This window comes from Streptomyces sp. NPDC048111 (assembly GCF_043202815.1).
Classification (GTDB): domain Bacteria; phylum Actinomycetota; class Actinomycetes; order Streptomycetales; family Streptomycetaceae; genus Streptomyces.
In genome coordinates, this window is the sequence record NZ_JBIDBD010000005.1 from 268,830 (window position 1) to 293,941 (window position 25,112).

General features: G+C 72.6%; 22 protein-coding genes. 14 read left to right on the forward strand and 8 right to left on the reverse strand.

The window, feature by feature from the left end; all coding sequences use genetic code 11:
- Positions 1-196: 196 nt before the first annotated feature.
- Together ACGF3I_RS12880 and ACGF3I_RS12885 are read left to right on the forward strand one after the other, a co-directional pair.
- Positions 197-1,348 carry an HTTM domain-containing protein gene (locus tag ACGF3I_RS12880; RefSeq protein ID WP_393131251.1) on the forward strand — a complete coding sequence of 384 codons (1,152 nt, stop codon included), beginning with the start codon at positions 197-199 and terminating at the stop codon, positions 1,346-1,348.
- A gap of 146 nt (positions 1,349-1,494) precedes the next feature.
- Complete coding sequence (locus ACGF3I_RS12885) at positions 1,495-2,127, forward strand: TrmH family RNA methyltransferase (RefSeq protein WP_393131253.1); 633 nt, start codon at positions 1,495-1,497, stop codon at positions 2,125-2,127.
- Between the two features lie 35 nt (positions 2,128-2,162).
- Here ACGF3I_RS12885 and paaN read toward each other — a convergent pair whose 3' ends face one another.
- Positions 2,163-3,827, reverse strand: coding sequence for a phenylacetic acid degradation protein PaaN (gene paaN, locus ACGF3I_RS12890; RefSeq protein WP_393131106.1), 1,665 nt, complete (start codon positions 3,825-3,827; stop codon positions 2,163-2,165).
- 198 nt (positions 3,828-4,025) lie between these two features.
- Here paaN and ACGF3I_RS12895 point away from each other — a divergent pair, with 198 nt between their 5' ends.
- Genes ACGF3I_RS12895 through ACGF3I_RS12905 form a run of 3 tightly spaced genes read left to right on the forward strand, consistent with a single transcriptional unit; the run spans position 4,026 to position 7,019 of the window.
- Complete coding sequence (locus ACGF3I_RS12895; RefSeq protein ID WP_393131108.1) at positions 4,026-5,570, forward strand: 3-hydroxyacyl-CoA dehydrogenase; 1,545 nt, start codon at positions 4,026-4,028, stop codon at positions 5,568-5,570.
- Complete coding sequence (locus tag ACGF3I_RS12900; RefSeq protein ID WP_393131110.1) at positions 5,567-6,160, forward strand: TetR/AcrR family transcriptional regulator; 594 nt, start codon at positions 5,567-5,569, stop codon at positions 6,158-6,160. Before ACGF3I_RS12895 ends, ACGF3I_RS12900 begins: the two co-directional genes overlap by 4 nt.
- A 49-nt stretch (positions 6,161-6,209) precedes the next feature.
- The gene (locus ACGF3I_RS12905) at positions 6,210-7,019 is read left to right on the forward strand and encodes an alpha/beta hydrolase family protein (protein ID WP_393131112.1); all 810 of its coding nucleotides are present in this window, start codon (positions 6,210-6,212) and stop codon (positions 7,017-7,019) included.
- Positions 7,020-7,035: 16 nt separating this feature from the next.
- Here the strand turns inward: ACGF3I_RS12905 and ACGF3I_RS12910 are convergent, their stop codons facing one another.
- Positions 7,036-7,524: an Lrp/AsnC family transcriptional regulator gene (locus ACGF3I_RS12910; protein ID WP_393131114.1), complete on the reverse strand. Its 489-nt coding sequence runs from the start codon at positions 7,522-7,524 to the stop codon at positions 7,036-7,038.
- A gap of 180 nt (positions 7,525-7,704) precedes the next feature.
- Here ACGF3I_RS12910 and pdhA (ACGF3I_RS12915) point away from each other — a divergent pair, with 180 nt between their 5' ends.
- From pdhA (ACGF3I_RS12915) to ACGF3I_RS12945, 7 genes are all read left to right on the forward strand, one after another.
- A complete protein-coding gene (gene pdhA, locus ACGF3I_RS12915; protein ID WP_393131116.1) occupies positions 7,705-8,829 on the forward strand; it encodes a pyruvate dehydrogenase (acetyl-transferring) E1 component subunit alpha in 1,125 nt (374 codons plus the stop codon).
- Entirely contained in the window at positions 8,829-9,860 is a 1,032-nt protein-coding gene (locus tag ACGF3I_RS12920; RefSeq protein WP_393131118.1) for an alpha-ketoacid dehydrogenase subunit beta, read from the forward strand. Before pdhA (ACGF3I_RS12915) ends, ACGF3I_RS12920 begins: the two co-directional genes overlap by 1 nt.
- The gene (locus ACGF3I_RS12925; RefSeq protein WP_393131120.1) at positions 9,860-11,260 is read left to right on the forward strand and encodes a dihydrolipoamide acetyltransferase family protein; all 1,401 of its coding nucleotides are present in this window, start codon (positions 9,860-9,862) and stop codon (positions 11,258-11,260) included. Before ACGF3I_RS12920 ends, ACGF3I_RS12925 begins: the two co-directional genes overlap by 1 nt.
- A gap of 69 nt (positions 11,261-11,329) precedes the next feature.
- Positions 11,330-12,376 carry an NTP transferase domain-containing protein gene (locus ACGF3I_RS12930; RefSeq protein ID WP_393131122.1) on the forward strand — a complete coding sequence of 349 codons (1,047 nt, stop codon included), beginning with the start codon at positions 11,330-11,332 and terminating at the stop codon, positions 12,374-12,376.
- Positions 12,373-13,863, forward strand: a complete 1,491-nt coding sequence (locus ACGF3I_RS12935; protein WP_393131124.1) for a molybdopterin molybdotransferase MoeA — start codon at positions 12,373-12,375, stop codon at positions 13,861-13,863. The genes ACGF3I_RS12930 and ACGF3I_RS12935 overlap by 4 nt, the downstream gene beginning before the upstream one ends.
- A 70-nt stretch (positions 13,864-13,933) precedes the next feature.
- A complete protein-coding gene (locus tag ACGF3I_RS12940) occupies positions 13,934-15,022 on the forward strand; it encodes a potassium channel family protein (RefSeq protein WP_393131126.1) in 1,089 nt (362 codons plus the stop codon).
- A gap of 10 nt (positions 15,023-15,032) precedes the next feature.
- Complete coding sequence (locus ACGF3I_RS12945; RefSeq protein ID WP_393131128.1) at positions 15,033-16,010, forward strand: NAD(P)H-quinone oxidoreductase; 978 nt, start codon at positions 15,033-15,035, stop codon at positions 16,008-16,010.
- A gap of 237 nt (positions 16,011-16,247) precedes the next feature.
- On the opposite strand, the gene ACGF3I_RS12950 is transcribed toward ACGF3I_RS12945, so the two are convergent.
- From ACGF3I_RS12950 to ACGF3I_RS12960, 3 genes are all read right to left on the reverse strand, one after another.
- Positions 16,248-16,796 (reverse strand): bacterial proteasome activator family protein, encoded by a 549-nt coding sequence (locus ACGF3I_RS12950; protein WP_393131130.1) that lies wholly within the window; start codon positions 16,794-16,796, stop codon positions 16,248-16,250.
- Between the two features lie 137 nt (positions 16,797-16,933).
- The gene (locus ACGF3I_RS12955) at positions 16,934-17,461 is read right to left on the reverse strand and encodes a hypothetical protein (protein WP_393131132.1); all 528 of its coding nucleotides are present in this window, start codon (positions 17,459-17,461) and stop codon (positions 16,934-16,936) included.
- A gap of 198 nt (positions 17,462-17,659) precedes the next feature.
- A complete protein-coding gene (locus ACGF3I_RS12960) occupies positions 17,660-19,276 on the reverse strand; it encodes a protein kinase (RefSeq protein ID WP_393131134.1) in 1,617 nt (538 codons plus the stop codon).
- A gap of 323 nt (positions 19,277-19,599) precedes the next feature.
- Here ACGF3I_RS12960 and ACGF3I_RS12965 point away from each other — a divergent pair, with 323 nt between their 5' ends.
- Positions 19,600-21,285: a protein kinase gene (locus ACGF3I_RS12965; RefSeq protein ID WP_393131136.1), complete on the forward strand. Its 1,686-nt coding sequence runs from the start codon at positions 19,600-19,602 to the stop codon at positions 21,283-21,285.
- 80 nt (positions 21,286-21,365) lie between these two features.
- Here the strand turns inward: ACGF3I_RS12965 and ACGF3I_RS12970 are convergent, their stop codons facing one another.
- From ACGF3I_RS12970 to ACGF3I_RS12980, 3 genes are all read right to left on the reverse strand, one after another.
- Positions 21,366-22,379 (reverse strand): phosphotransferase, encoded by a 1,014-nt coding sequence (locus ACGF3I_RS12970; protein WP_393131138.1) that lies wholly within the window; start codon positions 22,377-22,379, stop codon positions 21,366-21,368.
- Between the two features lie 15 nt (positions 22,380-22,394).
- Positions 22,395-22,811 (reverse strand): pyridoxamine 5'-phosphate oxidase family protein, encoded by a 417-nt coding sequence (locus tag ACGF3I_RS12975; RefSeq protein ID WP_393131140.1) that lies wholly within the window; start codon positions 22,809-22,811, stop codon positions 22,395-22,397.
- A 100-nt stretch (positions 22,812-22,911) separates the two neighbouring features.
- On the reverse strand, positions 22,912-23,574 hold the full coding sequence (locus ACGF3I_RS12980; RefSeq protein WP_393131142.1) for a response regulator: 663 nt from the start codon (positions 23,572-23,574) through the stop codon (positions 22,912-22,914).
- A gap of 384 nt (positions 23,575-23,958) precedes the next feature.
- On the opposite strand from ACGF3I_RS12980, the gene pdhA (ACGF3I_RS12985) reads away from it, so the two are divergent.
- Positions 23,959-25,110 (forward strand): pyruvate dehydrogenase (acetyl-transferring) E1 component subunit alpha, encoded by a 1,152-nt coding sequence (pdhA, locus tag ACGF3I_RS12985; protein WP_393131144.1) that lies wholly within the window; start codon positions 23,959-23,961, stop codon positions 25,108-25,110.
- The last annotated feature ends 2 nt before the right edge of the window (positions 25,111-25,112 follow it).

The window sequence follows — 25,112 nt, forward strand, 5'->3', positions numbered from 1 at the left end:
GAGCCCGGCGCCCGCCCCCGTCTCCACACCAGCACCGGAACCGGAACCGGCACCAGCACCGGAACCGGCATCGGTATCGGCACCGACGCCGCCCCTGCCCCCCGCTCAGCGCGAACCGGCCCTCCGCGACGCCCCCAGTGACGCCCCCAGCGACGCCCCCCGCCCCGGCGAGACCCGGGCCGCGCGGGCCGTGCGCATGGTGTCGGCCGCTGCTCTCGGGCCGTACCAGAGCGCCGTCGTCCGTATCGGGTTCTCCGTGACCTGGCTGTTCTTCCTGCTGCGCGAACTGCCGCACCGGCGTGAGCTGTACGGCCCCGACGGGCCCTGGAGCTGGGCGCTCGGCGACCGGCTGGTGTCCGGCAACCACGCGTTCACCGCTCTGCTGTGGACGGACAGCACGGTCTGGTTCGAGTTCGTGTACGCGCTGGCCGTCGTGTCCAGCGTGCTGCTGCTGCTCGGGTGGCGCACCCGCACGATGTCCGTGCTGTTCATGATCGGTGTGCTGTCCCTGCAGAATCGCTCCGTCTTCGTCGGGGACGGCGGGGACAACGTCGTCCATCTGCTGGCGATCTATCTCGTCTTCACGCGCTGCGCGCAGGTCTGGTCGCTGGACGCGCGGCGCCTGACGCGCGCCGCGCGCGGTGCGGTCCGCGACCGCGTCGGCCCGGTCCTGTGGGCGGTGTGCGGACTCGGTCTGCTCGCCGCCACCTGGCGTACGTCCGCCTCCGGTGTGGCCGGCGGGGGCGAGTGGTGGCTGTGGGTGGTGTTCTGGGGCATGTGGGGCGCCCAGGGCCTGTGGTGGGCGGTGGCCCGGTATGCCGACGCCGCGTCGCGCGCGCTGCTCGACATCCTCGGCAACCTCGTCCACAACGCGGCCATGGTCGTGATCATGGCGGAGGTGTGCCTCGTCTACGCGACGGCCGGCTGGTACAAGATCCAGGGCAGCCGCTGGCAGGACGGGACGGCGCTTTTCTACCCGCTGAAGCTGGACTACTTCGCCCCGTGGCCCGAGCTCTCCTCCCTCCTGGGCACGAGCGGCGTGATCGTCATGCTGCTCACCTATGGAACGGTCATGGTCCAAGTGGCGTTCCCGTTCACGCTGTTCAACCGGCGGGTCAAGAACGTGCTCCTGGTGGCGATGATGCTGGAGCACGCCGGCATCGCCGTCCTGCTCGGGCTGCCGTTCTTCTCGCTCGCGATGATCGCCGCGGACGCCGTGTTCCTGCCGACGTCGTTCCTGCGCAGGGTGGGGGCGTACGCGGGGCGGCTGCGCCGCGGTGCGAGCCTTCCCGAGCAGCGCCGGGAGCGGGCGGACGAACCCGAGCGGCCACGTACGCTCGTGGGGTGAGCAGCACCGAACATCGGTCGGCCCCGGCGGACGACGCCCCGGCCGACAAAGCCCAGGCAGGCCGTGCCCGCGCCGCCGGCCTCCCCGGCGACGTCCCGGCCGGCCCCGCCGACGAGGCCTCCGGCGGCGAGCGGGCCGCCGAGCCCCTGCAGTACGACGACGGCTTCGGGCCGGCCGAGGTCGGGGTGGGTCCGCACCCGCTGCCCTGGCCCGAGGGCGAGCGGTACGACCCGGAGCTGCTCGCGCACGGCGACCGCCGCAATGTCGTCGACGGCTACCGGTACTGGACGCGCGAGGCGATCGTCGCCGACCTCGACACCCGGCGCCACGACTTCCACGTGGCGGTGGAGAACTGGGGCCACGACTTCAACATCGGCTCCGTGGTGCGGACCGCGAACGCGTTCCTGGCCAAGGAGATCCACATCGTGGGGCGGCGGCGCTGGAACCGGCGCGGCGCCATGGTCACCGACCGCTACCAGCATGTGCGCCACCACCCGGACACCGAGTCGCTGACCGCCTGGGCGCTGGCCGAGGGTGTGCCGATCATCGGGATCGACAACCTGCCCGGCGCGGTGCCGCTGGAGCGGACCGAGCTGCCGCGCCGGTGTGTGCTGCTGTTCGGCCAGGAGGGGCCCGGGCTGACCGAGGAGGCGCGGGCGCACGCCCATATGGTCTGCTCCATCGCGCAGTTCGGTTCCACGCGCTCCATCAACGCGGGGGCGGCCGCCGCCATCGCGATGCACTCCTGGGTGCAGAGGCACGCCGTCGTTCCCGACTGACGCGCGCCTCCGCCCCCCTGTCCCGGCGGCCTGGTTCAGGCCTGCCGGCGGACCTCCACCACGCGGAACCGGTTGGCCACGAACGCCCCGTCGCACAGGGCCGCGTTGGCCGCCGGGTTGCCGCCCGAGCCGTGGAAGTCGGAGAAGGCGGCCGTCTGGTTGACGTACACCCCGCCCGTCAGGTTCAGCGACAGCTGGGCCGACTCGTCCAGGCAGACGTCCTCCACCGCGCGCTCCACCTCGGGCGAGGTGGTGTACGCGCCGACCGTCATCGCGCCCTTGTCGCGCACCGTGCGGCGCAGGAGCTCGACCGCGTCGGCCGTCGAGTCGACGGCGACGGCGAAGGAGACCGGGCCGAAGCACTCCGACAGGTACACCGACTCCGCGTCCGGCTTCGCGCCGTCCAGCTTGACGATGACCGGGGTGCGCACCACCGCGCCCGGGAATTCGGGATTGGCCACCTCCCGTGAGGCCAGGGCGACTTCGCCGAGGCCGGACGCGGCTTCGAGGCGGGACTTCACGTCCGGGTTGACCAGGGCGCCCAGCAGCGCGTTGGCCCGGGCGTCGTCGCCGAGCAGTCCGCCGACGGCCTGCGCGAGGTCGCCGACGACCTCGTCGAAGGTCTTGTGGCCGGCGTCGGTGGTGATGCCGTCGCGGGGGATGAGCAGGTTCTGCGGGGTGGTGCACATCTGGCCGCTGTAGAGGGACAGCGAGAAGGACAGGTTGGCCAGCATGCCCTTGTAGTTGTCGGTGGAGTCGATCACCACCGTGTTGACGCCGGCCTTCTCCGTGTACACCTGGGCCTGGCGGGCGTTGGCCTCCAGCCAGTCGCCGAACGTGGAGGATCCGGTGTAGTCGATGATCTTGATCTCGGGGCGCACGGCGAGGGTCTTGGCGATGCCCTCGCCGGGCCGCTCGGCGGCGAGCGCCACCAGGTTGGGGTCGAAGCCCGCCTCGGCCAGCACCTCGCGCGCCACCTTCACCGTCATGGCGAGCGGCAGGACCGCGCGCGGGTGCGGCTTGACCAGGACCGGGTTGCCGGTGGCCAGCGAGGCGAACAGGCCCGGGTAGCCGTTCCAGGTCGGGAAGGTGTTGCAGCCGATCAGCAGGGCGATGCCGCGGCCGGCCGGGGTGAACGTCTTGGTGAGCTCCAGGGGCTCGCGCTTGCCCTGCGGCTTGGACCAGGCGGCGCTGCCCGACGGGGTGCGCGTCTGCTCCTGGTAGGCGTACGCGACGGCTTCGAGGCCGCGGTCCTGGGCGTGCGGGCCGCCGGCCTGGAACGCCATCATGAAGGCCTGGCCGCTGGTGTGCATCACGGCGTGGGCGAACTCGTGGGTGCGGGCGCCGATGCGGGCCAGGATCTCGACGCAGACCAGGGCGCGCGTCTCCGGGCCCGCCGTGCGCCAGGCTGCCATGCCGGCCCGCATCGCGGGGAGCAGGACGTCGAGGTCGGGGTGGGGGTACTGGACGCCCAACTCGATTCCGTAGGGCGAGACTTCGGCGCCCGTCCAGTCGTCGGTGCCCGGCTGGTCGAGGTCGAAGCGGCGGTTCAGGAGCGCGTCGAACGCCGCCTTGCCGTCCTCGGCGCCGGTCTCCCCGTAGGCCTTGGGGTGCTCCGGGTGCGGCGACCAGTACGCACGGGTGCGGATCGCTTCCAGGGCCCCGTCCAGGGTGGGCCTGTGCTTCTCGGTCAGCTGCATGGAGCAACTCCTCGTCGAGTCTTCGAGCTGGGCAGGGAGAGCCGGACACCGCTAGAGTAACCGAACGATCGGTCGGGACAAGAGGGCCCGGGCAAACCTGTGGACAACCGCCGGCCGGGCCGTCCGCGGCCCCTGTCGTCGGGCCCGGCAAGGGGGCCCGCCGGGCCCGCGGGCACGCCGTAGGGGAGGATCGCGTTCATGACCGAAACCGCCAGCGCCTCAGCGATCGCGCCGAGCCGTACCGTCGCCGTCGTCGGCACCGGGACCATGGGGCAGGGCATCGCCCAGGTCGCCCTCGTGGCCGGACACCCCGTCCGGCTCTACGACGCCGTGCCGGGCCGCGCCCGCGAGGCGGCCGACGCGCTCGCCGGGCGGCTCGCCCGGCTGGTCGACAAGGGCCGCATGGACGCGGCGGAGCGCGACGCGGCGCTGGAGCGCCTGCATCCGGCGGCCGGCCTCGCCGAGCTCGCCGACGCGGCGCTGGTCGTGGAGGCCGTGCTCGAACAACTCCCCGTCAAGCAGGAGCTGTTCACCGCCCTGGAGGACGTGGTCGGCGAGGACTGCCTGCTCGCCACCAACACCTCCTCGCTGTCCGTCACGGCCGTCGCGGGGGCGCTCCGCCACCCCGGCCGCTTCGTCGGCCTGCACTTCTTCAACCCGGCGCCGCTGCTTCCGCTGGTAGAGGTGGTGAGCGGCTTCGCCACCGACGAGGCCGCCGCGGTCCGCGCGTACGAGACGGCGAAGGCCTGGGGCAAGACACCGGTGCGCTGCGCCGACACCCCCGGATTCATCGTGAACCGCATCGCGCGGCCCTTCTACGCCGAGGCCTTCGCGGTGTACGAGGAGCGCGGCGCCGACCCGGCCACCATCGACGCGGTGCTGCGCGAGTGCGGCGGCTTCCGGATGGGCCCCTTCGAGCTCACCGACCTGATCGGGCAGGACGTCAACGAGGCCGTCACGCGCTCGGTGTGGGAGTCGTTCTTCCAGAGCCCCAAGTTCACCCCGTCCCTGGCCCAGCGGCGGCTCGTCGAGTCGGGTCTGCACGGGCGCAAGAGCGGGCGCGGCTGGTACGCCTACGAGGCGCCGGGCGCCGGTTTCGCGCCGGGCGCGCGCCCCGAGCCGCACACCGCGCCCCCGGCCAAGGCCCCGGCGGCCGTCACCGTCGTCGGTGACCTCGGGCCCGCCCGCGATCTGGTCGCGATGATGACCGAGGCCGGCATCGAGGTGACGTCGGTCGGCGAGGGCGGCCCCTACATCGAGCTTCCGGGGGACGGGCAGCTCGTCCCGGCCGACGGCAGGACGTCCGTCGAGTTCGCCGACGTCGTCTACTTCGACCTGGCCCTCGACTACCGGGGCGCCACCCGCATCGCGCTGTCCGCGAGCGAGGACACCTCGGAGCGGGCCGTCACCGAGGCGGTCGGCCTCTTCCAGCGGCTCGGCAAGGAGGTCAGCGTCATCGGGGACGTACCGGGCATGATCGTCGCCCGTACCGTCGCGATGCTGGCCGACCTCGCCGCCGACGCCGTCGCCCGGGGCGTCGCCTCGGCCGAGGACATCGACACCGCGATGCGGCTCGGCGTCAACTACCCGCTCGGCCCGGTGGAATGGAGCCGCCGGCTGGGCCGGGACTGGGCGTACGACCTGCTCACGGCGGTTCACGAGCGCTGCCCCACCGGCCGCTACGCCCCCTCGCTCGCGCTCTACCGCCAGGCGTACGCGGGGGACGAGGAGACGGGCTCATGACCACCCCCAAGCGCGACACCTATACGCCCGAGACGCTGCTCACCGTCGCCGTGAAGATCTTCAACGAGCGCGGTTACGACGGCACGTCCATGGAGCACCTGTCCAAGGCGGCCGGGATCTCCAAGTCGTCGATCTACCATCACGTCGCCGGCAAGGAGGAGCTGCTGCACCGCGCGGTGAGCCGCGCCATCGACGGCCTGTTCGGCGTGCTGGACGAGCCGGGCGCCCAGCGCGGCCGGTCGATCGAGCGGGTCGAGTACGTCACGCGACGTACCGTCGAAGTCCTGACGGCTGAACTTCCCTACGTCACCCTGCTGTTGCGCGTCCGCGGCAACACCAAGACGGAGCGCTGGGCGATGGAGCGCAGGAGGGAGTTCGACCAGCGGGTCGCCGACCTCCTGAAGGCAGCCGTCGCCGACGGCGACCTCCGCGCCGACCTGGACATTCGCCTCGCGACCCGGCTGCTCTTCGGCATGGTCAACTCACTGGTCGAGTGGTACCGGCCGCAGCGCGAGGGCGAGGCGGACGGTGACCAGGTGGCCGACACGGTGGTGCGGATGGCCTTCGAGGGGTTGCGGACCGGCCATTGATCCCCGGTGCCGTTGACTGGGGCACCGAAGCGGATCAACATCCACGGTCATGGCTGCCTCGCGAACGTGTGCGTCCCCGGTGTCCCTCTGCGCCGCCCTGGTGCTCATGGGCCTGGTGCTGGCCGGATGCGGCGGCGGGGGCACCGCGGACGGCGCCGGCGGCCGCTCGCCGGACGCACGGGCCGCGGTCAAGAAGACCGGTACCGCTCCCGCGGCAAAGGTCCCGGTCAAGGGCGACGCCTTCGGCTGTCTGACCGCCGCCGAGGCCGCCGCGGGCTCCATCGTCTTCACGAGCGCCACCGGAAAGCCCACTGGCGGCTTTCTGACCGGAAGTGGCAACACCGGGATCGTTCTTGCCCATCAGGCGGACGGAAACGTCTGTCAGTGGAAGGACAAGGCGCTGGAGCTGGGCCGGACCGGCTTCCGCGTGCTCGCCGTCAACAGCACCACCGGTGACGAGGCCGCCGAGGTCGAGGGCGCGGCCACCGCGCTGCGCTCCGAGGGCGCCTGGAAGCTGCTCCTGATGGGCGCCTCCAAGGGCGGCACCGCCGTCCTGACGGCAGCCGGCCACCTGCCCCTGAAGCCCGACGCGGTGGTCGCCCTCTCCGCGCCCGAGCAGTACGGCACGATGGACGCGCTCGACGCCGCCGGGACCCTGACCGTGCCCGTGCTCTACCTGGCCGGCGACCAGGACGGCCCGTTCCCCCGCGCGGCCCGCGAGCTGAGCGCGGCCAGCGCGAAGGCCCCGGAGAACCGGCTGGTGCCGGTCAAGGGCTCGGCGGCGCACGGCGTGGCCCTCCTGAGCAGCCCCGACACCTGGGGCACGGTGCTTTCCTTCCTGAAGAAGTACTGCACCTGAGCCGCCCGGCCCGCCGCTACGCCGGGTCGAGGTCGGTCTCCTCGAAGACCAGCAGGGTGCGCGTGGACAGCACCTCGGGGATGGACTGGATCCGCGTCAGGACCAGCTCGCGCAGGGCCCTGTTGTCGGGCGTGTGCACCAGGAGCAGTACGTCGAAGTCCCCGCTCACCAGGGCGATGTGGGCCGCGCCCGGCAGCTGTCCCAGCTGCTCGCGCACCGTGCGCCAGGAGTTCTGCACGATCTTGAGCGTGATGTACGCGGCCGCTCCCTGGCCCGCCCGCTCGTGGTCCACCCGCGCCGTGAAGCCGCGGATCACGTTGTCCTCCACCAGCCGGTTGATGCGCGCGTAGGCGTTGGCGCGCGACACGTGCACCCGCTCGGCGACGGACCGTATCGAGGCCCTGCCGTCGCTCTGCAGGATGCGCAGGATGGCGTGGTCGATCTCGTCCAGCGGGCGCGGTGGCACCGGCCGGTTCTCGCCGGTGGCCATTTGTTCAGCTGACATGTCCCCCCGCCTTCCTGTTGTGGACGACCTGTTCCCATCCCAGGCTGTGGAGAACCGTTTGTCCACAGGCTGGAGGTGCCTGTAGCCAAAATGCGTCCACGACCGAACAATCGGTTGGTGAGGGGCGTCACAGTCGCGCCCCGCCTGGATGTCCGCTCCCCGACAAGGAGGTGCATTGGCATGACGGTCCAAGAGCTGCCCGGTGCCGCCGCATACCGGCCGACCCCTCCCCCCGCCTGGAGGCCCCGTACCGACCCGGCGCCGCTGCTCCCGGACGCCGAGCCCTTCCGGGTCCTCGGCACCGGTGCCGAGCTCGACCGCGCGCTGATGCTGAGGCTGTACGGGGAGCTGGTCCGCGGGCGCCGCTTCAACGCGCAGGCGACCGCGCTCACCAAGCAGGGCCGCCTCGCCGTGTACCCCTCGTCCACGGGGCAGGAGGCCTGCGAGGTCGCCGCGGCCCTGGCCCTCGAGGAGCGCGACTGGCTGTTCCCGAGCTACCGCGACACCCTGGCCGCGGTCGCCCGCGGTCTCGACCCGGTCCAGGCCCTGACGCTGCTGCGCGGCGACTGGCACACCGGCTACGACCCGCACGAGCACCGCATAGCGCCGCTGTGCACCCCGCTGGCCACCCAGCTCCCGCACGCCGTGGGCCTGGCCCACGCGGCCCGCCTCAAGGGCGACGACGTGGTGGCCCTCGCCCTGGTCGGCGACGGCGGCACCAGCGAGGGCGACTTCCACGAGGCGCTGAACTTCGCGGCCGTCTGGCAGGCCCCCGTGGTCTTCCTGGTCCAGAACAACGGCTTCGCCATCTCGGTGCCGCTCGCCAAGCAGACCGCGGCGCCCTCCCTCGCCCACAAGGCCGTCGGCTACGGCATGCCGGGCCGCCTGGTCGACGGCAATGACGCGCCGGCCGTGCACCAGGTGATCTCCGAGGCCGTGGCCCGCGCCCGGCGCGGCGGCGGCCCCACCCTGATCGAGGCCGTCACCTACCGCATGGAGGCCCACACCAACGCCGACGACGCGACGCGCTACCGCGGCTCCGCCGAGGTCGACGCCTGGCGCGACCACGACCCGATCCGCATCCTGGAGGGCGAGCTGACCACCCGCGGCCTCCTCGACGAGGACGGCATCCGCACCGCCGCCGAAGCCGCCGAGACCATGGCAGCGGCCCTGCGCGAGCAGATGAACGCCGAGCCCACCCTCGACCCGATGGACCTGTTCGCCGAGGTCTATGCCGAGCAGAGCGGCCAACTGCGCGAGCAGGCGGCCCAGTTGCGCGCCGAACTGGAAGCCGAGGCCCGGTGATGACCACCGCCACCGACCGCGCGAGCGGCACCACGACCGCCCGCAAACCCGCCACCATGGCGCAGGCCCTGCAGCGCGCCATGCGCGACGCCATGGCCGATGACCCCACGGTCCACGTCCTCGGTGAGGACGTCGGCACCCTGGGCGGTGTCTTCCGGGTCACCGACGGGCTCGCCAAGGAGTTCGGCGAGGACCGCTGCACCGACACCCCGCTCGCCGAGGCCGGTATCCTCGGCACCGCCGTGGGCATGGCCATGTACGGCCTGCGGCCGGTCGTCGAGATGCAGTTCGACGCCTTCGCCTACCCGGCGTTCGAGCAGCTCATCAGCCATGTCTCCAAGATGCGCAACCGCACCCGCGGGGCCATGGCGATGCCCATCGTGGTGCGCGTGCCCTACGGCGGCGGCATCGGCGGCGTCGAGCACCACAGCGACTCCAGCGAGGCGTACTACATGGCGACGCCCGGCCTGAAGGTCGTCACGCCCTCCACCGTGGAGGACGCGTACGGCCTGCTCAGGGAGGCCATCGCGAGCGACGACCCGGTCGTCTTCCTGGAGCCCAAGCGCCTTTACTGGTCGAAGTCCGACTGGTCGCCCGAGGCCCCCGCGGCCGTCGAGCCCATCGGCAGGGCGGTCGTGCGGCGCCCCGGAACCAGCGCCACCCTCATCACCTACGGCCCGTCCGTACCGGTGTGCCTGGAGGCGGCCGAGGCGGCCCGCGAGGAGGGCTGGGACCTCGAAGTCCTCGACCTGCGCTCCCTGGTGCCCTTCGACGACGAGACGGTGTGCGCCTCGGTGCGCCGCACCGGGCGGGCCGTGGTCGTCCACGAGTCGACCGGATTCGGCGGCCCCGGTGGAGAGATCGCCGCACGCGTCAGCGAGCGCTGCTTCCACCACCTGGAGGCGCCGGTGCTGCGCGTCGCGGGCTTCGACATCCCCTATCCGCCGCCGATGCTGGAGAAGCACCACCTGCCCGGCGTGGACCGGGTCCTGGACGCGGTGGCCCGGCTGCAGTGGGAGGCGGAGCACTGATGCCGCAGGTCCTGGAATTCAAGCTGCCCGACCTGGGCGAAGGGCTCACCGAGGCGGAGATCGTGCGCTGGCTCGTCGCGGTCGGCGACGTGGTGGCGGTGGACCAGCCGGTCGTCGAGGTCGAGACGGCCAAGGCGATGGTCGAGGTGCCGTGCCCCTACGGCGGCGTCGTGACCGCCCGCTTCGGCGAGGAAGGCAGCGAACTGCCGGTCGGCGCGCCCTTGTTGACCGTGGCGGTCGGCCCCGCGTCCGAGCCCGGCGCCGCCGAGGAGGCCGAGTCCTCCGAGTACTCGGGCAACGTCCTGGTCGGATACGGGACGGGTGCGGCCACCACCCGGCGCCGCTCCCGCCTGCGCCCGGCCACCCCGCTCGCACCGGTCACGGCGCCGGCCACCGCGTCGGCGCCCGGCGTCCGGGGAGTGCCCGGCGGTCTGGGGGCGCCCGGCGGTCAGGAGGCGTCCGGCGGTCAGGGGGTGCCTGTCGCTCCCGCCGTCACGGCCGCCGCCACCGGCCGAGCGGCCGGGCACGCGGGCCCGGTGCCGGTCATCTCACCGCTCGTCCGCAGGTTGGCCCGTGAACACGGTCTGGATCTGCGGGAGTTGAGCGGCAGCGGACCCGAGGGTCTGATCCTGCGCGCCGATGTCGAATCGGCCGTCGCCGCGTCCGCGCAGCCCCCGGCCGCCGCCGCACCGCCGAGCCCGGCTCCCGCTGCCGGTGAGCGGATCGCCCTGAAGGGCATCCGGGGCGCGGTCGCGGACAAGCTCAGCCGCAGCCGCACCGAGATCCCCGACGCCACCTGCTGGGTGGACGCGGACGCCACGGAGCTGATGGCGGCGCGCGCCGCCATGAACGCCGCGGGCGGCCCCAAGGTGTCCGTCCTCGCGCTCCTCGCCCGGATCTGCACGGCCGCCCTCGCCCGGTTCCCCGAGCTCAACTCGACGGTCGACCTGAAGGCCCGCGAGATCGTGCGGCTGCCCGAGGTGCACCTGGGCTTCGCCGCCCAGACCGAGCGCGGCCTCGTCGTGCCGGTCGTACGGAACGCCCACCGCGGCACCGTCGACTCGCTGGGCGCCGAGCTGGCCCGGCTCACCGAGGCGGCCCGCACGGGCACGCTGACCCCGGGCGACCTGACCGGCGGCACCTTCACGCTCAACAACTACGGGGTGTTCGGGGTGGACGGCTCCACGCCGATCATCAACCACCCCGAGGCGGCGATGCTGGGGGTGGGCCGCATCATCCCCAAGCCGTGGGTGCACGAGGGCGAGCTCGCGGTGCGGCAGGTGGTGCAGCTCTCCCTCACCTTCGACCACCGGGTGTGCGACGGCGGCACCGCCGGCGGATTCCTGCGCCATGTCGCGGACTGCGTGGAGCACCCGGCGGTGCTGCTGCGCAGTCTGTGACGGACGGCCCCGCGCGGTCGGGACGTTCGCGGGGGCGGCGGTGATCGTCCGTCGGCCCATACTCGGAGCATGACCGCGTATGACGCCGCCCTGTCCGCGTATGACGCCGCACCGCCCGCGCGTGACGCCGAAGTCGCCCGCGCGGGCGGTGGCGCGGCCCCCGCGTACGACGCCGTCGTGCTCGCCGGAGGCGCCGCCAAGCGCCTGGGCGGCGTCGACAAACCCGGGCTCAGCGTGGGCGGCAGGGCGCTGCTCGACCGGGTGCTCAGCGCCTGCGCCGGGGCGGCGAACACCGTGGTGGTCGGTGGTCGCAGACCCACCGCACGGCCCGTGGAGTGGGCCCGCGAGGACCCGGCCGGCGGCGGACCGCTCGCCGCCCTGGACGCCGGAGTGCGCCGCACATCGGCCGAGAGCCTGCTCGTGCTCTCGGCCGATCTGCCGTTCCTGGGCGCCGAAACCGTCGACGCCCTGCTCGGCGCGGTGCGCGGCGGGGCGGGGGACGGCGCGCTCTGCACCGACGCCGACGGCCGCGACCAGCCGCTCGTGGCCGTCTACCGCGCCGAACCGCTGCGCCGCGAACTGGCGCTGCTCACCGCCGAACACGGCTCGCTCACCGGCCTCCCGCTGCGGCGCCTCGTCCGCGCCCTCGACCTCGTCCGCGTCCCGGCCGACCCGCTCGCGTCCTTCGACTGCGACACCTGGGAGGACCTCGCCGCCGCCCGGGCCCGGATCAGGGACCATGGGGACGTGCTGGACGAATGGATCACCGCAGTCAAGGACGAACTCGGCATCGAGCTGGACGTGGACACCCGTGTCCTGCTCGACCTGGCCCGGGACGCCGCCCACGGCGTGGCCCGGCCCGCCGCCCCCCTCACGACGTTCCTGGTCGGCTACGCGGCCGCCCGGGCGGGCGGCGCGGGTCAGGACGTGGCGGAAGCGGCCCGCAAGGCGGCGGCGCTCGCCCTGCGCTGGGCGGAGGAGGCCGACCCCGCGAAGACCGGCGTCGCCGGGCCCGGCGACGCCAAGGCCGACGGCCCGAACACCGACGGTCCTGGCCTCCAAGGTCCTGGCGCCGACGGTCCTGGTGCCGATGGCCCGAAGAACGACGCCGGATGACCGCCCGCGGCACGGGGGCGGACGACGGGTCCGACGAGGCCCTGGCCCTGCTGCGGGACATCGAGCCCGCGCCCGCCTCGGGCCACGGTGGCCCGGACCGTGGCGGCCCCGACCCCGGCGGGCCGGACCGTGGCAGCCCCGACCTCGAAGGCCCGGACCGCGGTGGCCCGGACCGTGAAGGCCCGCGCCGCGGTGGCCCGGACCATGGAGGCCCGCACCGTGGGGCCACGGCCGCCGGCACCCGCCCCGGCGCGCCGCGGGCAGGCCGCGCGGCCGCCCATCACCGCACCACCGCCTGGCCCGACGCCCGGGCCGTGGCCGCCCGGGCCGGACGCGCCGCACCGGTCCGCTCGCACCGGGTGCCGCTGGAGCAGGCGCTCGGCGAGATCCTCGTCGAGCCGCTCATCGCGCTCACCGATCTGCCGTCCTTCGACACCTCCGCCATGGACGGCTGGGTCGTCGCGGGCCCGGGCCCCTGGACGGTCAAGGAGGGCGGCATCCTCGCCGGTCACGCGGCCCCCGGCAGCCTCGCCGACGGCGAGGCGGTCCGCATCGCCACCGGGGCCCGCGTCCCGGCCGGCGCCACCGCAGTCATCCGCAGTGAACACGCCCGCAGCGACGAGGCCCGCACCCAGCTCCAGGCCGACCGCGTGGTGCTGCACGGCCAGGACATCCGCCCGCGCGGCCAGGAGTGCCGCTCGGGTGACGCACTGCTGCCCGCCCGCGCCCTGGTCACCCCCGCCGTGCTCGGCCTCGCGGCAGCCGCCGGGTACGACGACCTCGCGACCGTGCCCAGACCCCGGGTCGAGATCCTGGTCCTGGGCGACGAACTGCTCACCCAGGGCCTCCCCCGCGACGGGCTGATCCGTGACGCGCTCGGCCCCATGCTCGGGTTCTGGCTGCGCGCGCTCGGCGCCGACGTCATCGCGACCCGGCGCCTGAAGGACGACGCGGGGGCGCTGCTCGCCGCCGTCACCGGTTCGTCCGCCGACCTCGTCATCACGACCGGCGGCACCGCGGCCGGGCCCGTCGACCACGTCCATCCCGTGCTGCACAAGGCCGGTGCCGAGCTTCTCGTCGACGGGGTCGCCGTGCGACCGGGCCATCCCATGCTGCTGGCGCAGATCGGGACGGGCAAGCACCTGGTGGGGCTGCCCGGCAATCCGCTCGCCGCGGTCTCGGGCCTGTTCACCCTGGCCGAACCGCTGCTCCGCGAACTCGCCTGCCGCACCCGTCCGTTGACGTACACCGCGCCGTTGCGCCACGAGGTGCAGGGGCATCCGCACGACACCCGGCTCGTCCCGGTGGTGCACCGCGGGGACCTGGTGGTGGCGCTGCACTACAACGGCCCCGCGATGCTGCGCGGGATCGCGGCCGCCGACGGCCTCGCCGTGGTGCCGCCCGGGGGTGCGCGGGCCGGACAGGAGACCGAGATCCTCGATCTGCCCTGGGCGCAGGCCGGCACGGGCGAGGGATGTTTCACGTGAAACACCGCTTTCGCGACGCCCACCGCCGCCGGTACCCTCCGCGCACTACCGACTGCCGCCGTGTACAAGGATGTTTCACGTGAAACTGCCCGGCCATGACGCGATGGCACGCCAGGCGGGCGAGCATCTGATCACCCGGCGGGTCCAGTTGCCCCGCCGAGTCGTCGACCGGCCGCTGCGCCAGGTCGCCAAACGGATCCTCATGGCGCTCGCCGTGCTGATGCTGACCACACTCATCGTGTGGCTGGACCGTGACGGCTACCACGACAACGCCAACGGCAAGGTCGACTTCCTCGACGCCGTCTACTACGCCACCGTCACGCTCTCCACGACGGGCTACGGCGACATCGTCCCGTACAGCGACAGCGCACGGCTCACCAACATCCTGCTGGTCACCCCGCTGCGCGTGCTGTTCCTGATCATCCTCGTCGGCACCACACTCGAGGTCCTCACCGAACGGACCCGTGAAGAGTGGCGGCTCAATCGCTGGAAGGCCCAATTGCGCGAGCACACCGTCGTCATCGGCTTCGGGACCAAGGGCCGCTCCGCGATCCAGACCCTGTGCGCGACCGGCCTGAAGAAGGAACAGGTCGTCATCGTCGACCCGAGCGCCAAGGTGATCGAGACCGCCAACGCGGAAGGCTTCGTCGGCGTCATCGGTGATGCCACCCGAAGCGACGTGCTGCTGCGGGCCGAACTGCAGAAGGCCCGCCAGATCATCATCGCCACCCAGCGCGACGACACCGCGGTCCTGGTCGCCCTGACGGCCCGCCAGCTGAACCGGGGCGCGAAGATCGTCGCCGCGGTCCGCGAGGAGGAGAACGCCCCGCTGTTGCGCCAGTCCGGTGCGGACGCCGTCATCACCAGCGCCAGCGCGGCCGGCCGGCTGCTCGGTCTCTCGGTGCTCAGCCCCAGCGCGGGCGCGGTGATGGAGGACATCATCCAGCAGGGCAGCGGCCTCGACATGGTGGAACGGCCGGTGACCAAGAGCGAGGTCGGGCGAGGGGTGCGCGAGACCTCGGACCTGGTGGTGAGCGTGCTGCGCGGCCACCGCCTGCTGGCCTACGACGACCCCAAGGCGAGCCCGCTGCAACTGACCGACCGGCTGATCACGATCGTACGAGCGGGTGGCGCGGCGTCCGAGGGGCAGCCGGAGTAGCGTCGGCCGCATGTATGCGATCACGATTCCTGAGCCGGGCGGTCCCGAGGCGCTGGTGTGGGCCGAGGTCCCCGACCCCGTACCGGGCGAGGGCGAGGTCCTCGTCGAGGTGGCCGCCACCGCCGTCAACCGTGCCGATGTGCTCCAGCGCCAGGGCTTCTACAACCCGCCGCCCGGCGCTTCCCCCTACCCGGGCCTCGAATGCTCCGGACGGATCGTCGCACTCGGGGCGGGCGTGTCCGGCTGGCACGTCGGTGACGAGGTGTGCGCGCTGCTGAGCGGCGGCGGCTACGCCGAGAAGGTGGCCGTGCCGGCCGGGCAGTTGCTGCCCGTGCCCGACGGAGTGGACCTGATCTCGGCCGCCGCACTGCCCGAGGTCGTCTGCACCGTGTGGTCCAACGTGTTCATGGTGTCCCACCTGCGTCCGGGCGAGACGCTCCTCGCTCACGGCGGCGGCAGCGGGATCGGCACCATGGCGATCCAGCTGGGCAAGGCCGTCGGCGCCCGGGTCGCCGTCACGGCGGGCAGCCCCGCGAAGCTGGAGCGCTGTGCGGAGCTGGGCGCCGACGTCCTGATCAACTATCGCGAACAGGACTTCGTGGACGAGGTGTTGAAGGCCACGGACGGTGCGGGCGCCGACGTCATCCTCGACAACATGGGCGCGAAGTACCTGGAGCGGAACGTGTCCGCGCTCGCCGTCAACGGGCGGCTCGCGGTGATCGGTCTCCAGGGCGGCGCCAAGGGCGAGTTGAACCTGGGCGCCCTGCTCACCAAGCGGGCCGCGGTCACCGCGACCTCGCTGCGGGGCCGTCCCGCCTCGGAGAAGGCGGCGATCGTCGCGGCCGTGCGCGAGCACGTGTGGCCGCTGATCGCGGACGGCCGGGTGCGGCCCGTCGTGGACCAGCACGTGCCGCTCGCGAACGCCGCCGAGGGCCACCGGGTGCTCGAGGCCTCCAGCCACGTCGGCAAGGTGCTGCTGACGGCCTGACAGCCCGACGGCTGAGCAGCCCGACGGCCTGACAGCTCGACGTCCCGAAGCCTGGCGGCCGAAAGCCCCAGAGCCCCAGAACCCGAAAGCCCCAGAACCCGAAAGCCCCAGAACCCGGGAGTCCGAGAGCCTCAGAGCCCGACGGTCGGGTGAACACGAAGAGGGGGCGCCGCGACGGCGCCCCCTCCTTCACTGCCCCTGCCCCGGCACCGCCGGGTCCGGCCTACAGGTACGGGCCTACAGGTACGGGCCCGAGCGGGCGCCCGCGTGCGGACCGCCGTCCTCGTCGTCGTCGTCGTCCTCGTGCGAGAGGCCGGGCGGCAGCGCGCGGCGCATCTGCTCCAGTTGGGCGCGGGCCGCCATCTGCTGGGCGAACAGGGCCGTCTGGATTCCGTGGAAGAGGCCTTCGAGCCAGCCCACCAACTGGGCCTGAGCGATGCGCAGTTCGGCCTCCGAGGGAATTTTCTCGTCCGTGAACGGCAGGGAGAGCCGCTCCAGCTCCTCCACCAGTTCCGGCGCAAGGCCGTCTTCCAGCTCCTTCACCGAGGAGGCGTGGATGTCCTTGAGGCGGACACGGCTCGCCTCATCGAGAGGAGCCGCGCGGACTTCCTCCAGGAGCTGCTTGATCATGCTGCCGATCCGCATGACCTTGGCGGGTTGTTCGACCATCTCCGTCACCGGGACCTCGCGGGACTCGTCGTCTCCACCGCCGATCGCCATACCGTCCTGGCCGACGACCAGGATGTGGGGGCTGTCCGGCGACTTGTCGTTCCTCGGCATCTCCATGCCGTCCATTCTCTCGCACACGTGCCTCACCTCACGTTGTGCCCCCGGCACGCGGTGATCCACCGTCCCGCGGGCGGGGATTCCGGCCGGATGGGCCGTGTTTCACGTGAAACGTCGGCCGTTCGGCGCCGCTCCCGTCACGGCCTGCGCAGCCGCAGCCCCAGGAACCCGAGCCCCAGACCCGTCAGGGCGAGCCCGGCCCCCAGGGAGAGGACGTGGAAGCGCAGATCGTCACTGGTGGACAGGGCCTGCGAGCGCTGACGATGGCGGGCCGAGGGCGGGCGCTCGGCCGGCGTGGGCGCGGACGACGGCCTCTCGGGCTCATGGGGCGGGCGCTGTGCGGCAGGCGGGTCGGCCGCCTCACGGGCCGGGGCCGGCTCGTCGGGAGCCATCGCGTCGGAGACGTCGGGCAGCAGGTCCTCGGTCGACTCCACACGACCCGGCCGGGTACGGCCCACCCCCGCCCGGCTGCCCGCCAGACGCTGGTCGTCGACCAGGGCTTGCGGCGAGGGCTGCACCGAGGGCCGGACCGAGGGGGAGAGGAGCGCGGTGGTGGAGGGGCCGGGTGACGGCGGCCCGACGGCGACGGCGTACGGAAGGGGCATCAGGAGCAGCGCTCCCGTCAGCGAGACGGCCGAGGTGAGCGACCGGATCCCTGGAGCCATGGGAGGGCCCCTTCCCGTACCGACATGGAGCGCCTGGGGTGACCGAATCAGCGTCACACGCGGGGAGTTGGACGGCATCCCGAGAGCCGCCGGGGGTGCGCCGAACGGGAGAGGAGGGAGCGACCGGGCAGCGCGAAGGCCCGGCACCAGAGGTGCCGGGCCTTCCGCGCCAAGGGCGACGGCCTGCTGCGCGATGGCCTACTGAGCGGGCGGGTTGCCCGAGGAGATCTGCAGCGTGAACTGCGCGTTCTTCTTGTCCACATCGACGCCCGCGGCCGGGAACTGGGTCACCACGGTGTCCTGGCCCCACTGGCCGTTGTCGATGGTCTCGGTGTTGACCTTCCAGCCGGCGGCCTGGATGCAGGACTTCACCGACAGGATGTCCTTGTAGGTGAAGTCGGGAGCCTGCACCTTGCCCGGGTCCACGGTGGAGGTCTGCGGCGAGGTGCACTTGTCGGTTTTCATCGTGCGGTCGCGCTCAGGACCCTTGTGGTTGGCGGACGTGGACGCGCTGCTGCTCGCCTTGGCGTCGCCGCCGCCCCCCTCGTCGCCGTTGTTGTTGAGCGCGAGCGCGGTGATCAGGCCGCCGACCGCGAGCAGGGCGACCGCGATGGCGCCCACGATCACCGGGGTGTTCCGCGTCGACCCGCCGGAGGCGGCCGGCGGGGTGTGCGGCGCGGTGTGCGACGGGGTCATCGAGTACGGCGGCGGCGTCTGGGCCGCCATCGGGGCGGGCTGCTGCGGGTAGCCGTAGGAGGGCTGGGCGGTGGGCGCCGGGGTGGGCGGGCCGTAGGGGCCCGACTGGTACGGCGTCTGCACGCTGCCCTGGAGGCCGGGCGCGGCCTGGGAGTCCAGCGGCGGGAAGACCGTCGCGCCGACGCCCGCGCCACTGACCGGCGGGGCGCCGCCGGTGATGACCGGGGCGGCCCCCATCTGGCCCGCGGAGGCGATCCGGTGGATCTCGTCGTGCATGGCCTGGGCGCTGGGGAAGCGCTCGTTCGGGTTCTTCTTCAGGGCGCGGGCGACCAGCGCGTCCACGGCCGGGGTGATCGACCGGTTGAGGGAGGACGGGGCGACCGGCTCCTCCTGGACATGCGCGTACGCGATGGCCAGCGGCGAGTCGGCGTCGAAGGGGATGCGCCCGGTGAGCAGCTGGAAGAGCATGATGCCGACCGAGTACAGGTCGGAGCGGGCGTCCACACCGCGGCCGAGCGCCTGCTCGGGCGAGAGGTACTGGGGGGTGCCGACGACCATGCCGGTCTGCGTCATGGAGGTGACGCCGGACTGCATGGCGCGCGCGATGCCGAAGTCCATGACCTTGACGACACCGCGCTTGGTCATCATCACGTTGCCGGGCTTGATGTCGCGGTGGACCAGGCCCATCTCGTGACTGACCTCAAGGGCGGCCAGCACGTCGGCGGTCACCTTGAGCGCCTTGTCGGCGGGCATCGCGCCGTACTGCTGGGTGTCGCGGTGCAGGGTCGAACTCAGCGGCTCGCCCTCCACGTACTCCATGACGATGTACGGCATCAGGGCGCCGCCCAGCTCGTCCTCGCCGGTGTCGAAGACCGAGACGATGTTGGTGTGCTGGAGCTTGGCGACGGCCTGGGCCTCGCGGCGGAACCGCTCGCGGAAGGACTGTTCCCGGCCGAGTTCGGTGTGCAGGGTCTTGATGGCGACCTGGCGGTCGAGCGCCGAGTCGTACGCGAGGTACACCGAGGCCATGCCGCCCTCGCCGAGGAGGTCGCGCAGCTGGTAGCGCCCGCCCGCGATGGAACCGCCCGCATAGCGGCCCTGTGCGCCGTCCTGGCTCATGACTGTGCATCCCCCTTGGCGCGGTGGCCCGTGCTGATCCTCGATTTTTCAGGCCAAGTCTGCCCGAGGGGTCGGTCACGTCAAGCCGAGTGCCCGTTCCGTGACCGTACGCGCTGGAAGCGTCTCGCAAGCGTTACAGGACCCGCATGGAAAACGTACGGGATTTGCATGGGTACACACGGAACCGATGGGATGGCCGGTCCATCCCGGACCGGCGCCCCGCGCGAACGCTGTAGCGTGCACTACTGCACAACCAGCGGTACAGCATGACGGAAGACCGTAAGGAAGACCGCGGACGCGGCCAGATACGACGGCGAGGACTGATGGCACCCGAACCCGACGGAAGCGGCGCCGGGATGCCCGATGCCCAGGACCACGAGTCGTGGGTCGGCGGACTCGTCGGCGACGGCCGCTACCGCCTCACGCACCGCCTGGGGCGGGGCGGCATGGCGGAGGTGTTCGCCGCCGAGGACGTGCGCCTGGGCCGCACCGTCGCCGTGAAGCTGCTGCGTGCCGATCTCGCCGAGGACCCGGTGTCCAAGGCGCGCTTCACGCGTGAGGCGCAGTCGGTGGCCGGGCTCAACCACCACGCGGTGGTGGCGGTGTACGACTCCGGTGAGGACTTCGTGGGCGGCCAGACCGTCCCGTACATCGTGATGGAGCTGGTCGAGGGCCGCACCATCCGCGACCTGCTCGTGGACGCGGACGCCCCGCCGCCGGAGCAGGCGCTGATCATCGTCTCCGGTGTCCTGGAGGCGCTCGCCTACTCGCACCAGCACGGCATCGTGCACCGTGACATCAAGCCCGCCAACGTGATCATCACGGACACCGGCGCGGTCAAGGTGATGGACTTCGGCATCGCGCGGGCCCTGCACGGCGCCCAGTCGACGATGACCCAGACCGGCATGGTCATGGGCACCCCGCAGTACCTCTCGCCCGAGCAGGCGCTCGGCAAGGCCGTCGACCACCGCTCCGACCTGTACGCGACGGGCTGCCTGCTGTACGAACTGCTCGCGCTGCGGCCCCCGTTCATCGGTGAGACGCCGCTGAGCGTGGTCTACCAGCACGTCCAGGACATGCCGGTGCCGCCGTCGCAGGTGGCCCATGTGGCGCCGCCGGAGCTCGACGGCCTGGTCATGCGGTCCCTGGCCAAGGACCCGGACGACCGCTTCCAGTCCGCCGAGGAGATGCGCGGCCTGGTCCAGTACGGGCTGCAGATGCTCCAGGCGCAGGGCGGCCACACCGGGACGTGGAACACCGGCCCGGTCGAGCTCATGCACGAGGGCGCCCACACCCCGGCGATGGGCGTCACCGGCGCCACGACGGCCATGGGCCACCCCATGCACGGGGAGACCTCGCAGATGGGCGGGCCGATCCTGCCGCCGATGAACCCGAACGACGGCGGCTACGACGGCTACGACACGGGCGGCCACAAGCAGAGCGGCGGCCGCGGTGGTCGGATGGTGCTCTTCGTGGTGCTCGCCATCGTGGCGATCGCCGCGGGCGTGGCCTTCGCGCTGAACGCGGCGCAGGGGTCGGGCGGCTCCGGAGGCACCGGAACCACGACGTCGGACTCCCCGAAGGCCTCGCCGTCGGTCTCCGACTCGGACACCCCCTCGACGCCGGACACCCCCGACACCAGCCAGGGCCAGTCCTACAGCAGCACGAACGGCAACGGCGAGTCCCCCTCGCACCGCCGCTCGCGCTCCGCCTCGCCGTCCCCGAGCAAGTCGCAGACCTCGCACTCCCCTGGCACCGACCAGGGCACGACGTCGGGCACCAGCGAGGGCACGGACCAGGGCACCACGACCGGTACGAGCGAGGGCACGGACCAGGGCACGACGACCGGTACGGACCAGGGCACCGACCAGGGCACCAGCAAGGGCACCACCGCCGGTACGGACCAGGGCACCACCAAGGGCACCACCGCCGGTACGGACCAGGGCACCACCAAGGGCACCACGACCGGCACCACCTCCGGCCCCGGGGGCACCAAGCCGACCCCCTGACCGCAGGACATCGCAGGACCGCGCTGGACATCGCAGGGCCGAGCACGACACCGCAGGGCCGAGCAGGAGAGCGCGGGTCATCACCCCGCGAAGGCCTCGCACACCGCCTCGTACTCGCGGGTCCACCAGACCGCAAGGGCCGACGCCGCAGGAAACTGCGGGTCGGCCCTTCGGTCGTGCAGCTGGTAGCGCCAGCGCAGGATCCAGAAGTCGTTGAGCCGCTCCCACCACACCCGGTGCACCGCCGCCGCCAGCTCCTCGGCGTCGGCGCCCGCGGCCCGGCGGTAGGCGCGCGCGTACGCCCGTACCTTCGCCAGCTCCAGTTCGCCCGAGGGCCGGACGAAGAAGATCGCCGCGGCCCGTACGGCCTCCTCGGCGCGGGGCTGGACGCCGAGCCGGTCCCAGTCGACGATCGCCGCGGGTTCGGCCGAGCGGCCCTCGCCCCGGTACAGCAGGTTCAGCGGATGGAAGTCGCCGTGCACCCAGGCGCCGGTGGCGGGGGCGGCCGGGCGGCGGTGGGCGTGCACGCCGAGCAGTAAGCGGCGCTCCAGGAGGCGGTGTTCGGCGAGCTCGTCGAAGGCGTCCCGGGGCCGGTGCCGGCGGGCCCGTGCCACCAGGTCGTCGATGAGCGCGAGGGTGTCGGCGGGGTCGGCGCTGGCGTGCTCGCCCTGGGGCACGTCGGGCTCCATGACCTGGGCGAGGCAGGTGTGCACGAGCCCGAGCAGCGCGCCGAGCCGGCGGGACTCCACCGTGCAGAGCTGGGCGCCGTCGCGGTGGCGGCCGTGCACCCAGGGGTGCAGCGCGTAGCAGTGGCCGCCGATGACCGCGACGGTGTCGCCGTCGGCGTCCGGCACGGGCGGGGCCACGGGGACGCCCAGGGCCTGGAGGCGCTCGGTGGCGCGGTGCTGGCGGGCGATGGCCTCGCGGTCGCCGTCCAGGTGGTGCTTGAGGAAGTAGTCGCCGCGGGTGGTGGCGAGCCGGTAGCCGCGGTTCAGCAGGCCCTGGGCGACCCGCTCGCAGGAGAGCGGCTCACCGGGCGCCTCGTAGCGCCGCAGGAGGTCGCCGACCGGGGGAGTTGCAGATGAGCGCGGCACCCGTCAGATGCTAGATCACGCAACGTGTTTGAGTCGGCGCTCCGTGGAGTAGTCCAGCGAATGGACGGTCACGAACTGGGGTTCGATCCGCATGTAGACGGCGTCGAAGGGCTCGCCGTCCACCTCGCGCGGATCGGCGCCGAACAGCCGCAGCTCCTCGGCGGACGGCTCGAAGGGCTCGGCGGTACCGGTGAACTGCACCGACCACACCGCGCGCTCCCCGGTGCTGAGGTTGTCGGCGCCGTAGGCCACCACGCTGCCCAGGCAGGCGTGGTGGTAGCCGAGCCCGGCGTGCAGGCGCAGCACCACCCGGCCGTCGACCACGATGTGGCGGGCCGGGGCCACGAACGGCAGGGCTCGCATGCTGGTCGCCACCCGGCCGTACGGAACGCGGCCGAGCAGCTCGATGGCGCGGGCTTCCTCGGTGGACATGCCCCCACTCTCGCGTCCGCCGCGGCCCGTCGTAAGAGCCCGGCGCCCCCGCCCGCCCGGGCCCTAGGTCCCGAATGCGCGGGGAGCCGCCCGTGGGGCGCTAGTGGTTCTTCTCGGCCTGGATGCGGGCCACGTAGGCGGCCGCCTGGGAGCGGCGTTCCATGCCCAGCTTGGACAGCAGCGAGGAGACGTAGTTCTTGATCGTCTTCTCCGCGAGGTGCAGGCGCTCGCCGATCACGCGGTTGGTCAGGCCCTCGCCGATCAGGTCGAGGATCTTGCGCTCCTGCTCGGTGAGGCTGGCCAGGCGGTCGTCGCCCTTGCTCCGGCCGCCGTCGCGCAGTCGCTCGAGGACCCGGGCGGTGGCCACCGGGTCGAGCAGGGACTTGCCCGCCGCCACGTCGCGCACCGCGGTGAGCAGTTCGTTGCCGCGGATCGCCTTCAGGACGTAGCCCGAGGCGCCGGCCATGATCGCGTCGAACAGGGCCTCGTCGTCCGCGAACGAGGTGAGCATCAGGCACTTGATGTCCTCGTTCTGCGAACGGATCTCGCGGCAGACCTCGACGCCGCTGCCGTCCGGGAGCCGTACGTCGAGCACGGCGACATCGGGGCGGGTGGCCGGGATCCGGACCAGGGCGTCGGCCGCGGTACCGGCCTCGCCCACCACTTCGATGTCGTCCTCGACCGAGAGCATTTCGTGGACGCCGCGACGCACCACCTCGTGGTCGTCGAGCAGGAATACGGTGATTTTGCCTGTTTCGCGCACGGAATCAGTCTCACACATTCATCCGAAGGCCGCCGGAAGGTGCCATAAGTGACCCCTTCCCGAACGTGCGCGACCGGGATAACGTGCCGTTGTTCCGGCGGCCTGCAAGGCTGTGACCAGCGGCTGTTCCCCAGTTTCTCGATTTACTTGGAAATCCAAGCAAAATTGCAGGTCAAGTGGGGTTTCGCAGTAATGCGCAGCACTGGGTAACGTGCCTTTGACAGGGCGCTCGCCGGGGCACCTGTCACGCCTGGACCCCGGCCGAGCGCACACACCCCGTGCACTTGAGACGGACAGGCGAGCCTCCCCCAAGCTCTCGGTGAGCCGGGGGACCCCCAGGCTCACCGGCGAACCCGGGAGCCGGACAGACGGAGGAGCACGCACGTGACCGTGGAGAGCACTGCCGCGCGCAAACCGCGACGCAGCAGCAAGCGCACCGCCGGCGCCGGCGCGAAGAAGGCCGCCGAACCCGAGCTCGTACAGCTGCTGACGCCCGAGGGCGAGCGGGTCGAGCACCCTGACTACGACGTCGACCTGAGCCCCGAGGAACTGCGCGGTCTCTACCGCGACATGGTGCTGACCCGGCGCTTCGACGCCGAGGCCACCGCGCTGCAGCGCCAGGGCGAGCTGGGCCTGTGGGCCTCGCTGCTCGGCCAGGAGGCCGCCCAGATCGGCTCCGGGCGCGCCCTGCGCGACGACGACTACGTCTTCCCGACCTACCGCGAGCACGGCGTCGCCTGGTGCCGCGGCGTCGACCCGACGAATCTGCTCGGCATGTTCCGCGGCGTCAACCACGGCGGCTGGGATCCGACGACCAACAATTTCCATCTGTACACGATCGTCATCGGCTCGCAGACGCTGCACGCGACCGGGTACGCGATGGGCGTGGCCAAGGACGGCGCGGACAGCGCGGTCGTCGCCTACTTCGGCGACGGCGCCTCCAGCCAGGGCGACGTGGCGGAGGCGTTCACCTTCTCCGCCGTCTACAACGCCCCCGTGGTGTTCTTCTGCCAGAACAACCAGTGGGCGATCTCCGAGCCCACCGAGAAGCAGATGCGCGTGCCGCTCTACCAGCGCGCCCAGGGCTTCGGCTTCCCCGGCGTGCGGGTCGACGGCAACGACGTGCTGGCCTGTCTGGCCGTCACGCGGTCCGCCCTGGAGCGGGCCCGCCGCGGCGAGGGCCCCACCCTGGTCGAGGCGTTCACCTACCGGATGGGCGCCCACACCACCTCCGACGACCCGACGAAGTACCGGGCCGACGAGGAGCGCGAGGCCTGGGAGGCCAAGGACCCGATCCTGCGTCTGCGCGTCCACCTGGAGAAGGCGGGCCACGCGGACGCCGCGTTCTTCGAGGAGCTGGAGACCGAGTCGGAGACGCTCGGCAAGCGGGTGCGCGAGGTGGTCCGCGCCATGCCGGACCCCGAGCCCATGGCGATCTTCGACAACATCTACGCCGACGGCCACGCGCTCGTCGACGAGGAGCGCGCCCAGTTCGCCGCCTACCAGGCGTCGTTCTCGGACGGGGAGGGCAACTAGCC